Origin of the sequence: Pseudomonas sp. NPDC098747, assembly GCF_044760045.1 — a bacterium.
Taxonomy (GTDB): Bacteria; Pseudomonadota; Gammaproteobacteria; order Pseudomonadales; family Pseudomonadaceae; genus Aquipseudomonas.
Genome location: NZ_JBIWAL010000024.1, coordinates 73,695 through 88,482, shown reverse-complemented (window position 1 = coordinate 88,482; position 14,788 = coordinate 73,695). Strand labels below are relative to the sequence as shown.

Genomic DNA, 14,788 nt, shown 5'->3' with positions numbered 1-14,788 from the left:
AAACAAAAGACAAACAACAAACTGACAAGTCCCCCGGAATACGACAGAACGACATTCAATACGTCCGCCATGCCATCACTCCACGGGGTTCTACGGAAAGCCGAGGAGTCTACCGCCCAAACGCGATAATTTACAGAGGCGCGACAGCTTAAGACGACAAAGCGACAGAATCTGTCGAGAGCGCGACGATGACCGGCGGGTCAGGAAGTCGCCGCGGCGCTGGCTGGCGTGCTGGCGGTGGGTGCTGGGGCGGTAGTCGGGGCGACTCGCGCGAGGTGCACATTGACCCGACGGTTCTTGGCGCGGTTGGCCGCATTGGTGTTCGGCGCCAGAGGATAGCGCTCGCCATGGAAACGCACGGTGATCTGCGATTCCTGAATGCCGTTGGCCTTGAAGAAATCAACCACGGCCAAGGCCCGACGCCGGGACAGTTCGCGGTTAGTCAGGCGGTTACCGCTGTTGTCCGAGTGGCCATCGAGTTCGATGTGATTGACCGTCGGATCAGCCTTCATGTACTCGAGCATTACTTGCAGCTTGGCCTTGGCGGTGGCATCCAGTTCGATGCCTTCGCCGGGGAAGCCGATCTGCGACTGTTTAACCTGTTCGAAATTCTGGGGCAGCAACTTCGCCACACAGCTCTGGTAATCGTTGAAGGCCTTATTGAATCTGACCGGCAACAAACGCACTTCCGAGACCCGACCATCGCCTGAGGCTCGACGAACAACAGGGCTGCGCCCATCCATCAGGCCACTGATCAAACCACCGGCCTGAGACTGCGAACTGTTGAACAAGACGTTGCCGCTGCCCAGTCTTACGGAACCCAGGTTGATGTCACCGCGCCCCGGCTGCCAGGGTGCGGCGGCTGCGAGCAACGTCGCCGAACCGCCGCCGAGCATGGCGTTGTAGGCATTCAGACGGAAGATCGCCTGTTCGCCGGCCTTGTGCACGAACTCACCCGAGCCGAAATCTGTGATCGGTTGTGTCAGGCGGCACTCGAACTTATCGCCGGCGACCGTCCACTCAATGTTCTCCAGGCGAGTCTGGTACGTAAGCGCCATCGCGGGAAAACTGGCAAACACACTGAGCAAGGCTAAATATCGCTGGCGCACGGGAGGCTCCAATGGCTTCTTGAACACAAAGACCGAATCACACTACGTTTACGGCATACCTACGGGATATCGGAAGGTTCCCGCAAAACTTGATAGCGAGTGCCTGCAAGAGTCTTTTCCGGTAGCATTCGCCTCAGTTTGACCCGCCTGGAATCCCCTCATGTCCGACCGCCTGACCCTGCTGCGTCCCGACGACTGGCACATTCATCTTCGCGATGGTGCCGTGTTGACCAATACCGTTGCCGATGTTGCGCGCACGTTTGGTCGCGCCATCATCATGCCCAACCTGGTACCACCGGTGCGCAACGCCGCTGAAGCCGACGGTTATCGACAGCGGATTCTCGCTGCCCGCCCGGCCGGCAGTCGCTTTGAGCCGTTGATGGTGCTGTACCTCACCGACCGCACCCAGCCCGAAGAAATTCGCGAGGCCAAGGCCAGCGGTTTCGTGCACGCCGCCAAGTTGTACCCGGCCGGCGCCACCACCAATTCGGATTCTGGCGTCACCAGCATCGACAAGATCTTCCCGGCAATCGAGGCCATGGCCGAAGTCGGGATGCCGCTGTTGATTCACGGCGAAGTCACCCGTGGCGATGTCGACGTGTTCGACCGCGAAAAAATCTTCATCGATGAGCATATGCGTCGTGTGGTCGAGCGTTTCCCGACGCTCAAAGTTGTTTTCGAACACATCACCACCGCCGACGCCGTGCAGTTCGTCAACGAGGCCCCGGCCAACGTTGGCGCGACCATCACCGCGCATCACCTGCTGTACAACCGCAACCACATGTTGGTGGGCGGGATTCGGCCGCACTTCTACTGCCTGCCGATCCTCAAGCGCAACACCCATCAGGAAGCCCTGCTCGATGCCGCTACCAGCGGCAGCGCGAAGTTCTTCCTCGGCACCGACTCGGCGCCGCACGCCCAGCACGCCAAGGAAGCCGCTTGCGGCTGTGCTGGCTGCTACACCGCGTACGCCGCCATCGAGATGTATGCCGAAGCCTTTGAACAGCGCAATGCGCTGGACAAGCTCGAAGCGTTTGCCAGCCTCAACGGCCCGCGCTTCTATGGCCTGCCAGTGAACACCGATCGCATTACCCTGGTTCGTGACGAATGGACCGCCCCAACCAGCCTGCCATTTGGCGAGCTGACCGTTATCCCGCTGCGCGCCGGTGAAAAACTGCGCTGGCGCCTGCTGGAGGAACACGCGTGAGTGAAGACCATTTCGACGACGAACTGGACGGTCAAAGTGGCGGAGGCGGTTCCCGTCATCCAATGGCAGCACGCTTTCGCGGCTACCTGCCGGTTGTTGTCGACGTAGAAACCGGTGGCTTCAATTCGGCCACCGATGCGTTGCTGGAGATTGCCGCGACCACCATCGCCATGGATGAAAAGGGTTTCGTTTATCCGGATCACACCTACTTCTTCCGTGTCGAGCCGTTCGAAGGCGCCAACATTGAAGCGGCGGCACTGGAGTTCACCGGAATCAAGCTGGATCACCCGCTGCGCATGGCCGTGAGCGAAGAGACAGCCCTGACCGACATCTTCCGTGGCATCCGCAAGGCGCTGAAAGCCAACGGCTGCAAGCGTGCGATTCTGGTCGGCCACAACAGCAGCTTCGACTTGGGCTTCCTGAATGCCGCCGTTGCGCGACTGGACATGAAGCGCAATCCGTTCCACCCGTTCTCAAGCTTTGACACTGCGACGCTGGCCGGCCTGGCTTACGGCCAAACCGTACTGGCGAAAGCCTGTCAGGCTGCCGACATCGATTTCGACGGACGTGAGGCGCACTCGGCGCGTTACGACACCGAGAAAACCGCTGAGCTGTTCTGCGGCATCGTCAATCGCTGGAAACAGATGGGCGGCTGGGAAGATTTCGACGACTGATCCTGGTCGGTTTTCTCCCGCTCATAAAAAACCGGCCACGTGGGCCGGTTTTTTTGTACCGCAACGTTGCGCCTTACAGGGCAGCAGCGTTCTCGGTCAGGTAAGCCGCAACGCCTTCTGGCGAAGCGTTCATGCCTTTGTCGCCTTTTTTCCAGTTGGCAGGGCAAACTTCGCCGTGCTCTTCGTGGAATTGCAGAGCGTCGACCAGACGGATCAGCTCTTCCATGTTACGGCCCAGTGGCAGGTCGTTGATGATCTGCGAGCGAACAACGCCTTTGTCGTCGATCAGGAATGCGCCACGGAAAGCCACGCCGCCTTCGGACTCAACGTCGTAAGCCTTGGCGATGTCGTGCTTCATGTCGGCAGCCATGGTGTATTTCACCTGGCCGATGCCGCCATTGTTCACTGGGGTGTTGCGCCAGGCGTTGTGGGTGAAGTGCGAGTCGATCGACACAGCGATCACTTCAACGTTGCGAGCCTTGAAGTCAGCCATGCGGTTGTCCAGAGCAATCAGCTCGGACGGGCAGACGAAGGTGAAGTCCAGTGGGTAGAAGAACACCAGGCCGTATTTGCCTTTGATGGCCGAGGACAGGGTGAAGCTGTCAACGATCTCGCCATTGCCGAGTACGGCCGGGACGGTGAAGTCTGGGGCTTGTTTGCCTACGAGTACGCTGATTGATAGCGGGGGGTGTAAAAACTTGAAGTTCAGGGTCCGGGCCAGCCTGTCACCCTCAGGCGACAGCCCTGTGACACGAACCCCCTTCGCAAGGGCCGACCATCATACACTGCGTTTTTGGCCTGTCCTTAACGGTTTTTTGCAGCTTGCCGATCGCAAGGCTGCATTTACGGGGCCAGGCAGATCGCCAGTAATCACCGTTCGTCAGTCATGCGCCAATCTGGTGAAAAGGCTTCCGAAAGCACTTTGACAATCATTCTCGTTAACATTAAGATCCATCGCAATTGAGTCACAACCAGCGACGGTTCTCACTTATGTATGTTTGTCTCTGCACTGGCGTCACCGACGGACAGATCCGCGAAGCGATCTATGAAGGTTGCTGCAGCTATAAAGAAGTTCGCCAGGCCACCGGCGTCGCCAGCCAATGTGGCAAATGTGCCTGCCTTGCCAAGGAAGTGGTTCGCGAAACCCTGACCAAACTGCAAACCGCCCAGGCCGCGATTCCCTATCCGGTAGAATTTACTGCTGCGTAATTCCCCCTATTTCAAAGAACCGGACTTATGTCCGGTTTTTTTATGCCTGTAAATCAATCGCTTAGGCTCTAGACGCGGAACACAAACATTCTTATTCCGATTAATTTTCATATATTATTCAATAACTTAGGTTTGACACTTATAAATACGAAGCTCAAACTCCGCCTTATATACAGCTATTACAGGGCAGGACTCCGATCATGAAAGGCGACATTACAGTCATCCAGCATCTCAACAAGATCCTTGCCAATGAGCTGGTCGCGATCAATCAGTACTTCCTGCATGCGCGCATGTATGAAGATTGGGGCCTGAACAAGCTGGGCAAGCACGAGTACAAAGAATCCATCGACGAGATGAAGCACGCGGACAAGCTGATCAAGCGCATCCTGTTCCTTGAAGGCCTGCCGAACGTGCAGGATCTGGGCAAGCTGCACATCGGCGAGCACACCCGGGAAATGCTGGAGTGCGACCTGCGTATCGAGAAGACCGGCCACGCTGACCTGAAAGCCGCGATCGCCCATTGCGAAACCGTTGGCGACTTCGGCAGTCGTGAACTGCTCGAAGACATTCTCGAATCCGAAGAAGAACATATCGACTGGCTGGAAACCCAGCTGGGCCTGATCGATAAAGTCGGTCTTGAGAACTACCTGCAATCGCAGATGGGCGAAGAGTAAGTCAGTCGCCCACTAAAAAGCCCCGCCCTCTTTCGAGGTGCGGGGCTTTTTATTGCCCGGACTCCGGTCGTTACCGAAACCCCTGTAGGAGCCAGCCTGCTGGCCCCTACAAAAGCCAATCAGGCTTCGGACTTGTTCGCAGCAGCGGCTTCAACAGCCGCCTTGATGGTGCTTTGCAGCGAACCGTCTGCCGACATCTCGGTCATGATGTCGCTACCGCCGACCAGTTCACCGCCGACCCACAGTTGCGGGAAAGTCGGCCAGTTGGCGTACTTTGGCAGGTTGGCGCGGATTTCCGGGTTCTGCAGGATGTCCACGTACGCAAACTTTTCACCACACGCCATCACAGCCTGTGCAGCTTTCGCGGAAAAGCCACATTGTGGGGCATTCGGCGAGCCTTTCATGTAAAGCAGAATGGTGTTGTTGGCAATCTGCTCTTTAATCGTTTCGATGATATCCATGGAGCACCTCGGCTGAACTTTCCGACTCACGGGTCGGCACGGTGGCGCATTGTAACGGAATCCCGAGCGCCCTGCTCGGTCTCCCCGACAGACATACTCAAGCCGCCGCCACGGTCACCGGCACACCATTGAGCGCCGCATTCCCGGACAACTCGTCGAGCTGACATTCATCGGTCAGGTCGTTGGCGCTCGATCCCGGCTGACTGCTGGCGATCGCCATCTGCACGCCCGGACGCGCATGCCCCCAACCGTGCGGCAGGCTGACCACGCCTTTCATCATGTCGAGGCTGCCGAGCACTTCCACTTCGATCTGCCCGACTCGTGAACTCACCCGTACAAGCTGTCCATCATTGAGCCCCCGGCTGGCGAGGTCATCCGGGTGCATCAGTAACTGGTGACGCGGCTTGCCCTTCACTAGACGATGATAGTTGTGCATCCATGAATTGTTGCTGCGCACATGCCGGCGGCCGATCATCAACAACTCATCGGCAGCCGGTGCCTGCAAGGCGGCGAACCGCGCCAGGTCAGCGAGGATCTCTGGCGGCGCAGCCTGTATGCGTTGATCTGGCGTTTTCAGGCGCGCGGCCAGATTGGGTTTCAACGCGCCCAGATCAACGCCGTGGGGATGGTCGAACAGCGTCGCCAGCGACAGCTTATGCTCGGAGGCGTCACCGTACATCCCCATGCGCAAGCCCATGTCGATCATCTTTGCAGGCGGCATGGTCGGCTTCAATTCCTTGCCGGTTTTCTCGGCGAAGGCCTTGGCCAGGCCGACAAAGATTTCCCAGTCATGCAGCGCTCCCTCGGGCTTACCGAGGATCGCGCGATTGAAGCGAGTGACGTTACGCACCGCGAACAGGTTGAACGTGGTGTCGTAGTGATCGTTCTCCAGCGCCGACGTCGACGGCAGAATCAGGTCCGCATAACGCGTGGTTTCGTTGATGTACAGGTCGATGCTGACCATGAATTCCAGACCGTCCAGCGCTTGTTCGAGTTGTCGACCGTTGGGTGTCGACAGCACTGGATTGCCGGCCACGGTGATCAGCGCGCGGATCTGCCCTTCGCCTGCGGTGAGCATCTCTTCGGCCAGCGCCGACACCGGCAGTTCGCCGCCATATTCAGGACGCCCTGAAACGCGACTCTGCCATTTGTTGAAATGCCCGCCCGAGGTCGACGCCACCAGATCCACTGCGGGCTCTGTGCACAGTGCCCCGCCAACACGATCCAGATTGCCGGTGACCAGATTGATCAACTGCACCAGCCAGTGGCACAACGTGCCGAACGCTTGGGTGGAAACGCCCATCCGGCCATAACATACCGCACTCGGCGCGGCGGCGAAGTCTCGGGCCAATTGGCGGATTTGCTCGGCGGGCACCGCGCACAGCGGGCTCATGGCTTCGGCGGTGAAGGTCGAGACAGCCGCGCGCACTTCGTCCAGGCCCTCCACCGGCAAATGACTGTCGCGGGTCAGGCCTTCGCTAAACAACGTGTTGACCAAACCAAACAACAACGCCGCATCGCCTCCGGGACGCACGAACAAATGCTGATCAGCCATCGCCGCCGTTTCACTGCGTCGCGGATCGACCACCACCACTTTGCCGCCACGGGCCTGAATCGCTTTCAGCCGTTTCTCAACGTCGGGCACCGTCATGATGCTGCCGTTGGACGCAAGAGGATTGCCGCCGAGGATCAGCATGAAATCAGTGTGATCGATGTCCGGGATCGGCAGCAGCAAGCCGTGGCCGTACATCAAGTAGCTGCTGAGGTGATGGGGCAGTTGATCGACCGATGTCGCGGAATAGCGGTTTCGGGTTTTCAACAGGCCGAGGAAATAATTGCTGTGGGTCATCAGCCCATAGTTGTGCACGCTCGGGTTGCCCTGATACACGGCAACCGAATTCTGCCCATGCCGCTCCTGGATCGCCGCCAGACGCTCGGCCACCAGCGCAAACGCCTCGTCCCACTCGATCGGCAGCCATTCACTACCGACGCGGCGCATCGGCTGGCGCAGGCGATCAGGATCATTCTGAATGTCTTGCAGGGCCACAGCCTTGGGGCAGATGTGCCCACGGCTGAACGTGTCGAGTGCATCACCCTTGATCGAGGTGATCGCGACAGCGCCATCGGTTTCGGTGGTTTCGATGGTCAAACCGCAGATGGCTTCACACAGGTGGCAAGCACGGTGATGGAGAGTCTTGGTCATGGCCAGTCTCTGTTTTGTTCTGGGCAGGCAACAACGCCTGCGGGAACAAAACTATGGCCCGTGTGCCGACACGGCGCCAGCGACGTTCGTCTTGTGAATCGGCGGCCATCAGGCGAGCCGATAGCCCGCCACGATCAATTGATCGGCAGAGAGGGTGGCGGCGCCAGCTGGATTTCCTGAATGGTTTCGATCTGCTCATGGGCGATGTGAACGCCGGTGAGTTCGCCGATCAAGCGCCAATGCTCGTCGAGCCCGGCACTGATGGTCGCCATACGATCGATCATCTGCCGGCTGGCGGCCTTGACCACTTCGTCTTCGCTGCGCAGCAGTTCGAAAGACATCGAGGTCATTGAAGCGGTGAGATGGGTCAAAGAGCGAGCCGTGTGGCCCAGCAAATCCATTAACAGTTGTTCTTTCGATTCCATGCGGAGGCTTCCTGCGTCGCTCGAAGGCTATTTATAACTCAGCACTTTGCTTTAGCAAATATTTCAGCGTGAACATCCGACCAAGCGATTGCGCAATTACCCGTTCTTATACCGACCCGCTTGGCGCCATCACCGCCGCGCCTGATTGCCAAGCCCCTTAAGGCCAGTGTACAAAGAGGCTCGCTGCTGTAATGAACCCGGCTTCAAATGCGTGGCTGCAACTTGCCGCCCGCCCTCCGAATCCCGCAAAAACTGTAGCCTATTGGAAAAACGCGACATTTAGTGTCAATATCGCGCCTCCCCCTATTTCGTCGCCCCCGTGCGGCTTACGCCGCAGGTCTCGCCCGTTGTTCCGTTAAACAAGGCTTTGAGTATCTGCGGTTTGTAGCAAAAGGTAGTCAATGATGAGCGCAAGGCACTTTCTCTCCCTGATGGATTGCACGCCCGAAGAGCTGGTCAGCGTGATCCGTCGAGGCGTTGAGCTCAAGGACCTGCGTAACCGCGGCGTACTGTTCGAGCCTCTGAAAAACCGCGTGCTGGGCATGATCTTCGAGAAATCCTCGACCCGCACCCGGATCTCGTTCGAGGCCGGCATGATCCAGCTCGGCGGCCAGGCGATCTTTCTTTCGCCGCGCGACACGCAACTGGGCCGTGGCGAGCCGATCGGCGACTGCGCCATCGTCATGTCGAGCATGCTCGATGCGGTGATGATCCGTACTTTTGCCCATAGCACCCTGACCGAATTTTCCGCCAACTCGCGCGTGCCAGTGATCAACGGCCTGTCCGATGACCTGCACCCGTGCCAGTTGCTGGCCGACATGCAGACCTTCCTGGAGCATCGTGGCTCGATCCAGGGCAAGACGGTTGCCTGGATCGGCGACGGCAACAACATGTGCAACAGCTATATAGAAGCGGCGATCCAGTTCGACTTCCAGTTACGCATTGCCTGCCCGGAAGGCTACGAGCCAAACCCGGAATTTGTCACCAAGGCCGGCGATCGTGTGACCATCGTCCGCGATCCAAAGGATGCCGCACGCGGCGCACATCTGGTGAGCACCGACGTCTGGACCTCCATGGGCCAGGAAGAGGAAACCGCCAAGCGCCTCAAGCTGTTCGCACCGTTCCAGGTCAACCGCGCCCTGCTCGACCTCGCGGCCGAGGACGTCTTGTTCCTGCATTGCCTGCCGGCCCACCGTGGCGAAGAAATCAGTCTCGACCTGCTGGATGACCCGCGCTCCGTCGCTTGGGATCAGGCAGAAAACCGTCTCCACGCACAGAAGGCGCTGCTCGAATTTCTCGTCGAGCCGGCATATCACCACGCATGAGCCATGAATTACTGCTGAACCTGCGCAACCTCGCTTGCGGCTATCAAGACCAACGTGTGGTGCAGAACCTCAATCTGCACCTCAACGCCGGTGACATCGGCTGCCTGCTCGGCTCGTCCGGCTGCGGCAAGACCACTACCCTGCGCGCCATCGCCGGTTTCGAACCGGTGCACGAAGGTGAAATCCAGCTCGGTGGCGAAGTCATCTCCAGCGCCGGTTTCACCCTCGCCCCGGAGAAACGCCGGATCGGCATGGTGTTCCAGGACTACGCGCTGTTTCCGCACCTGAGCGTCGCGGACAACATTGCCTTCGGCATCCGTAAGCATCCGCAGAAAGAGCGCGTCACTGAAGAGTTGTTGGAACTGGTCAACCTGAAAAACCTCGGCAAGCGTTTCCCGCACGAGTTGTCCGGTGGCCAGCAACAGCGCGTCGCCCTCGCCCGTGCGTTGGCGCCCGAGCCGCAATTGCTGCTGCTTGATGAACCCTTCTCCAACCTCGATGGCGAGCTGCGTCGCAAACTCAGCCACGAAGTGCGCGACATCCTCAAGGCCCGTGGCACCAGCGCGATTCTGGTGACCCATGACCAGGAAGAAGCCTTTGCCGTGAGCGATCACGTCGGCGTTTTCAAGGAAGGTCGACTGGAGCAATGGGACACGCCGTACAACCTGTATCACGAACCGGCAACCCAGTTTGTTGCCAGTTTCATTGGTCAGGGCTACTTCATTCGCGGCCAGCTCGCCAGCCCGGAATCGGTGCAAACCGAACTCGGCGAACTGCGCGGCAATCGGGCTTATACCTGGCCGATTGGTGGGGCGGTGGATGTGTTGCTGCGTCCGGACGACATCGTGTATGCACCGGATAGCGCGTTGAAGGCGCAGATTGTCGGCAAGACGTTCTTGGGGGCATCGACGCTGTATCGCCTGCTGCTACCAACCGGGGCACAGCTGGAGTCGATTTTCCCCAGCCACGCAGACCATCAGGTGGGTGCCGAGGTAGGGATTCGCGTTGCGGCCGAACATCTGGTGTTGTTCCAGGCTTCGGGCAGTACGGCGGCGCAGATTCCGGCAGTGGAAAGCGGTGTTCGGCGCTACAGCACCGCTCTCTGACCCTACACATTCCCCTGTAGTAGTGAGCCTCTGTGACGAGGGGATTTATCCCCGTTCGGCTGCGAAGCAGTCGCAGGATCTGGGGCCGCTTCGCGACCCAACGGGGATAAATCCCCTCGCCACACTGACTCACTCCTACAAGGGTTTTACATTAACTGAGGATCAGCGTACCGCTCGCAACGAGCGTTGCATTGCCGCCGATCTTCACCCGCTTACCCTCAAGCCGACAGAACAACTCCCCGCCGCGCGCCGAACGCTGACACGCGGTCAGGCTCGATTTGCCCAGACGTTTCGACCAGTAAGGGATCAAGCTGCAATGAGTCGAACCGGTAACCGGGTCTTCATTGATGCCAATCGCCGGGGCGAAATAACGCGAGACGAAATCATGCTGATTGCCACGCGCAGTGACGATAGCGCCCAGCCACGGCAGTTTGGCCAACGCGACCATGTCCGGTTTGCAGTCGAGCACCGCCTGCTCCGATTCCAGCACCACGAACAGTTCGTTTGAGCCCAGCACCTCCACCGCCTCGACCCCCAGCGCACGCTCGACATCCAGCTTCACGTCGATCTCCGATGGCTCAATCGACGGAAAATCCAGCCACAAGCGGCCATCCTCACGGCTAACGCTCAGCGGCCCGCACTTGCAGGTAAAGTTGATACGCTCAGCGCTTTCCTTGTAGATCTCGAACAGCACATAAGCGCTGGCCAGCGTCGCGTGACCGCACAATGGCACTTCGGTGGTCGGGGTAAACCAGCGGATATGCCAGGCCTGGCCTTCACGCACCATAAACGCGGTTTCCGCCAGATTGTGTTCGGCGGCGATTTTCTGCATCAACTCATCCGCGAGCCACGCATCGAGCCGATAGACCATTGCCGGATTGCCACTGAAGGGCCGATCACTGAACGCGTCGACCTGATAAAACTCGAGCTGCATAACCTTCTCCCTAAGTCAGTCGGCCGAGCATGCAGCCACGATGAAATCAGCGCCAGTGACAGATCCGGCGAATTTTCTTCATACAGCGCCGGCGAATGTCACGCACGGCCAATATCGGCAAATTTCGCCTGGGTATGTTCGGCGAGTATTGCTGGCGCCAACTCGACTTCCAGCCCTCGTCGACCGGCGCTGACATAAATAGTCGCAAAACCCTGGGCTGAGTCATCGATGAAGGTGCGCAGGCGTTTTTTCTGCCCCAGAGGGCTGATTCCGCCTAGCAAATATCCAGTGGAGCGTTGAGCCGCCGCCGGGTCCGCCATCTCGACTTTTTTCACCCCTGCTGCATGCGCCAGTCCTTTGAGATCGAGACTTCCGACGACCGGCACCACCGCCACCAGCAATTCACCTTTTTCACTGGCCGCCAGCAGCGTCTTGAACACCTGCGCAGGCTCAAGGCCAAGTTTCTCTGCGGCCTCCAGCCCATAGGACGCGGCCTTCGGGTCATGTTCGTAACTGTGCACGCGATGTTCGGCACGAACTTTTTTCAACAAGTCCAACGCAGGGGTCATGGCAACTCCGGGCTCGGCAGTGGCAGGAAAATGCTGCCCCGGATTCTAGGCGATCACTCTAGGCAATCACAGCGCAAAAGGCTCTATTCCAAGCCACGTTTCCCGTGGCTTGTGGGCATTCCGAGCGCACCATTGCGCGCCAGCGCTACAGGATCATTCACCCAGCGAATAGTTACATTGTGACCGACAGTTCACTTTCGACCTTTGACAGGTTTGTTTCTTGTCTATATTTTTTCGAATCTGAATAATGTAAGAATTGTGGTCATAGCAGCACCCAGCAGTAAACCGGGAACAGGATGGGGATCCTGCCTCGGAGAAAATCGCGCCTTGCCCTGTCGGCAACGCGCCAGACAAAAACAAAAACTGAGGTTTTCAATGACAACTGCTTTACAGCAACCATCGCTTTCAGGCCAATGCATGGCCGAGTTCCTGGGCACTGCACTCCTGATCTTCTTCGGTACAGGTTGTGTCGCCGCGCTCAAGGTCGCGGGCGCCAGCTTCGGTCTGTGGGAAATCAGCATCATCTGGGGCGTCGGCGTGAGTATGGCGATCTACCTCACGGCCGGTGTTTCCGGCGCGCACCTGAACCCGGCCGTGAGCATCGCGCTGACGATTTTCGCGGATTTTGAAAAGCGCAAACTGCCGTTCTATATCCTCGCGCAACTTGCCGGCGCCTTCTGCGGTGCGCTGTTGGTTTACACGCTGTACAGCAACCTGTTCTTCGATTTCGAACAAACCCATCAAATGGTTCGTGGCTCGGCCGCCAGCCTTGAGCTGGCGTCGGTGTTCTCCACCTTCCCGAACCCGGCACTGTCCACCGCCCAGGCTTTCCTGGTCGAGATGATCATTACCGCAATCCTGATGGGCGTGATCATGGCCCTGACCGATGACAACAACGGCTTACCGAAAGGCCCGATGGCGCCTCTGCTGATCGGCTTACTGATCGCAGTGATAGGCAGCTCGATGGGCCCGCTGACCGGTTTTGCGATGAACCCGGCGCGTGACTTCGGTCCGAAACTGATGACTTTCTTCGCTGGCTGGGGTGAAATTTCCTTCACTGGCGGCCGTGACATTCCATATTTCCTGATTCCGATTTTTGCACCGATTGTCGGTGCCTGCCTCGGCGCTGCCGGGTATCGCGGGCTCATCGCCCGTCACCTGACCGGCGCCACACCTGCTACAAAGGATGCAGAACCGGCCATTGACGGCAAACCAAGAACTTCTTGAAACAGTCGGCGCACGTTCCTGCCAATAGAACCTGCGCCACGGCCCACTCTCCCTTATTTCGTCCAAGGCAATCGACATGACCGACATTCAGAATAAGAACTACATCATTGCCCTCGATCAGGGTACGACCAGTTCCCGCGCGATCATTTTCGACCGCGATGCGAACGTTGTGTGCACCGCGCAGCGCGAATTCGCCCAGCATTACCCGCAAGCCGGTTGGGTTGAACACGACCCGATGGAAATCTTCGCCACCCAGAGCGCGGTGATGGTCGAAGCGCTGGCCCAGGCCGGTCTGCATCACGATCAGGTTGCCGCCATTGGCATCACCAACCAGCGTGAAACCACCGTCGTCTGGGACAAGACCACTGGCCGTCCGGTCTACAACGCCATCGTCTGGCAGTGCCGCCGCAGCACCGAGATCTGCCAGCAGCTCAAGCGCGATGGCCACGAAGAGTACATCAGCGACACCACCGGTCTGGTCACCGACCCGTACTTCTCCGGCACCAAATTGAAGTGGATCCTCGACAACGTCGAAGGCAGCCGCGAGCGTGCGCGTAACGGCGAGCTGCTGTTCGGCACCATCGATAGCTGGCTGATCTGGAAATTCACTGGCGGCAAGGTGCACGTCACCGATTACACCAACGCCTCGCGCACCATGCTCTTCAACATCCACTCGCTTGAGTGGGACGCGAAGATGCTGGAGATCCTCGACATCCCGCGCGAAATGCTCCCGGAAGTGAAAGCCTCCTCGGAAATCTACGGCCGCACCAAAAGCGGCATTGCCATCGGCGGTATCGCCGGTGACCAGCAAGCGGCGCTGTTCGGCCAGATGTGCGTCGAGCCGGGCCAAGCGAAAAACACCTACGGCACCGGCTGCTTCTTGCTGATGAACACTGGCGACAAAGCGGTGAAATCCAAGCACGGCATGCTCACCACCATCGCTTGCGGTCCGCGTGGCGAAGTCGCTTATGCGCTGGAAGGTGCGGTATTCAACGGCGGCTCGACCGTCCAATGGCTGCGCGATGAGCTAAAAATCATCAACGACGCCCACGACACCGAATACTTCGCCAGCAAGGTCAAGGACAGCAACGGCGTGTACCTGGTGCCGGCCTTTACCGGCCTCGGCGCGCCGTACTGGGACCCGTATGCCCGTGGCGCGCTGTTCGGCCTGACTCGCGGTGTGCGCGTGGATCACATCATCCGTGCCGCGCTGGAATCGATCGCCTACCAGACCCGCGACGTACTCGACGCCATGCAACAGGACTCCGGCGAACGCCTCAAAGCCCTGCGCGTGGACGGTGGCGCGGTAGCGAACAACTTCCTCATGCAGTTCCAGGCCGACATCCTCGGCACCCAGGTCGAGCGCCCGCAAATGCGTGAAACCACTGCACTGGGCGCGGCGTATCTGGCCGGTCTGGCGTGCGGCTTCTGGGGCAGCCTGGACGAACTGCGTGGCAAAGCGGTGATCGAGCGCGAGTTCGAACCAAGCCTGGACGAAGTCGAGAAAGAGAAGCTCTATAAAGGCTGGAAAAAAGCCGTCAGCCGTACCCGTGACTGGGCGCGTGAGGACGCTGAATAAGCCAGTCTGAGGACTGACTAAAGCTGGAAACTGGTCGGGAGCGGATTCCTGCGGCATCATGGGCAAATTTTGCACGGCAGCCCAAA

15 protein-coding genes are annotated in these 14,788 nt (G+C 58.8%); 8 read left to right on the top strand and 7 right to left on the bottom strand.

The window, feature by feature from the left end; genetic code table 11:
* Positions 1-200: 200 nt before the first annotated feature.
* Positions 201-1,109, bottom strand: coding sequence for an OmpA family protein (locus tag ACIQVE_RS16470; protein ID WP_402810194.1), 909 nt, complete (start codon positions 1,107-1,109; stop codon positions 201-203).
* 160 nt (positions 1,110-1,269) lie between these two features.
* Here ACIQVE_RS16470 and pyrC point away from each other — a divergent pair, with 160 nt between their 5' ends.
* Entirely contained in the window at positions 1,270-2,316 is a 1,047-nt protein-coding gene (gene pyrC / locus ACIQVE_RS16465) for a dihydroorotase (RefSeq protein WP_042560737.1), read from the top strand.
* Complete coding sequence (gene rnt / locus ACIQVE_RS16460; protein ID WP_007916667.1) at positions 2,313-2,990, top strand: ribonuclease T; 678 nt, start codon at positions 2,313-2,315, stop codon at positions 2,988-2,990. The genes pyrC and rnt overlap by 4 nt, the downstream gene beginning before the upstream one ends.
* Before the next feature lie 73 nt (positions 2,991-3,063).
* On the opposite strand, the gene ACIQVE_RS16455 is transcribed toward rnt, so the two are convergent.
* Positions 3,064-3,666, bottom strand: a complete 603-nt coding sequence (locus tag ACIQVE_RS16455; protein WP_003227723.1) for a peroxiredoxin — start codon at positions 3,664-3,666, stop codon at positions 3,064-3,066.
* 314 nt (positions 3,667-3,980) lie between these two features.
* On the opposite strand from ACIQVE_RS16455, the gene ACIQVE_RS16450 reads away from it, so the two are divergent.
* The gene (locus tag ACIQVE_RS16450) at positions 3,981-4,199 is read left to right on the top strand and encodes a bacterioferritin-associated ferredoxin (RefSeq protein ID WP_003227725.1); all 219 of its coding nucleotides are present in this window, start codon (positions 3,981-3,983) and stop codon (positions 4,197-4,199) included.
* 200 nt (positions 4,200-4,399) lie between these two features.
* Complete coding sequence (gene bfr, locus ACIQVE_RS16445; RefSeq protein WP_103305481.1) at positions 4,400-4,873, top strand: bacterioferritin; 474 nt, start codon at positions 4,400-4,402, stop codon at positions 4,871-4,873.
* Between the two features lie 119 nt (positions 4,874-4,992).
* On the opposite strand, the gene grxD is transcribed toward bfr, so the two are convergent.
* The 3 genes from grxD to ACIQVE_RS16430 all read right to left on the bottom strand — a co-directional run bounded on the left by grxD (position 4,993) and on the right by ACIQVE_RS16430 (position 7,962).
* Complete coding sequence (gene grxD / locus ACIQVE_RS16440; RefSeq protein ID WP_042560740.1) at positions 4,993-5,334, bottom strand: Grx4 family monothiol glutaredoxin; 342 nt, start codon at positions 5,332-5,334, stop codon at positions 4,993-4,995.
* 97 nt (positions 5,335-5,431) lie between these two features.
* Positions 5,432-7,537 carry a molybdopterin oxidoreductase family protein gene (locus tag ACIQVE_RS16435; RefSeq protein WP_402810191.1) on the bottom strand — a complete coding sequence of 702 codons (2,106 nt, stop codon included), beginning with the start codon at positions 7,535-7,537 and terminating at the stop codon, positions 5,432-5,434.
* A gap of 134 nt (positions 7,538-7,671) precedes the next feature.
* Positions 7,672-7,962, bottom strand: coding sequence for a hypothetical protein (locus ACIQVE_RS16430; RefSeq protein ID WP_150592781.1), 291 nt, complete (start codon positions 7,960-7,962; stop codon positions 7,672-7,674).
* Between the two features lie 404 nt (positions 7,963-8,366).
* Between ACIQVE_RS16430 and argF the strand changes: the two genes are divergently transcribed.
* Together argF and ACIQVE_RS16420 are read left to right on the top strand one after the other, a co-directional pair.
* Positions 8,367-9,287 carry an ornithine carbamoyltransferase gene (gene argF, locus ACIQVE_RS16425; protein ID WP_402810189.1) on the top strand — a complete coding sequence of 307 codons (921 nt, stop codon included), beginning with the start codon at positions 8,367-8,369 and terminating at the stop codon, positions 9,285-9,287.
* Positions 9,284-10,393 carry an ABC transporter ATP-binding protein gene (locus ACIQVE_RS16420; protein ID WP_402810188.1) on the top strand — a complete coding sequence of 370 codons (1,110 nt, stop codon included), beginning with the start codon at positions 9,284-9,286 and terminating at the stop codon, positions 10,391-10,393. The genes argF and ACIQVE_RS16420 overlap by 4 nt, the downstream gene beginning before the upstream one ends.
* A gap of 151 nt (positions 10,394-10,544) precedes the next feature.
* Here the strand turns inward: ACIQVE_RS16420 and ACIQVE_RS16415 are convergent, their stop codons facing one another.
* Together ACIQVE_RS16415 and ybaK are read right to left on the bottom strand one after the other, a co-directional pair.
* Positions 10,545-11,327, bottom strand: a complete 783-nt coding sequence (locus tag ACIQVE_RS16415) for a PhzF family phenazine biosynthesis protein (protein WP_402810186.1) — start codon at positions 11,325-11,327, stop codon at positions 10,545-10,547.
* A gap of 98 nt (positions 11,328-11,425) precedes the next feature.
* Positions 11,426-11,896 (bottom strand): Cys-tRNA(Pro) deacylase, encoded by a 471-nt coding sequence (gene ybaK, locus ACIQVE_RS16410; RefSeq protein WP_402810185.1) that lies wholly within the window; start codon positions 11,894-11,896, stop codon positions 11,426-11,428.
* A 375-nt stretch (positions 11,897-12,271) separates the two neighbouring features.
* On the opposite strand from ybaK, the gene ACIQVE_RS16405 reads away from it, so the two are divergent.
* Both ACIQVE_RS16405 and glpK read left to right on the top strand, forming a co-directional pair.
* Positions 12,272-13,123 carry an MIP/aquaporin family protein gene (locus ACIQVE_RS16405; protein ID WP_402810183.1) on the top strand — a complete coding sequence of 284 codons (852 nt, stop codon included), beginning with the start codon at positions 12,272-12,274 and terminating at the stop codon, positions 13,121-13,123.
* A gap of 76 nt (positions 13,124-13,199) precedes the next feature.
* A complete protein-coding gene (glpK, locus tag ACIQVE_RS16400; protein WP_402810181.1) occupies positions 13,200-14,702 on the top strand; it encodes a glycerol kinase GlpK in 1,503 nt (500 codons plus the stop codon).
* Positions 14,703-14,788: the final 86 nt, after the last annotated feature.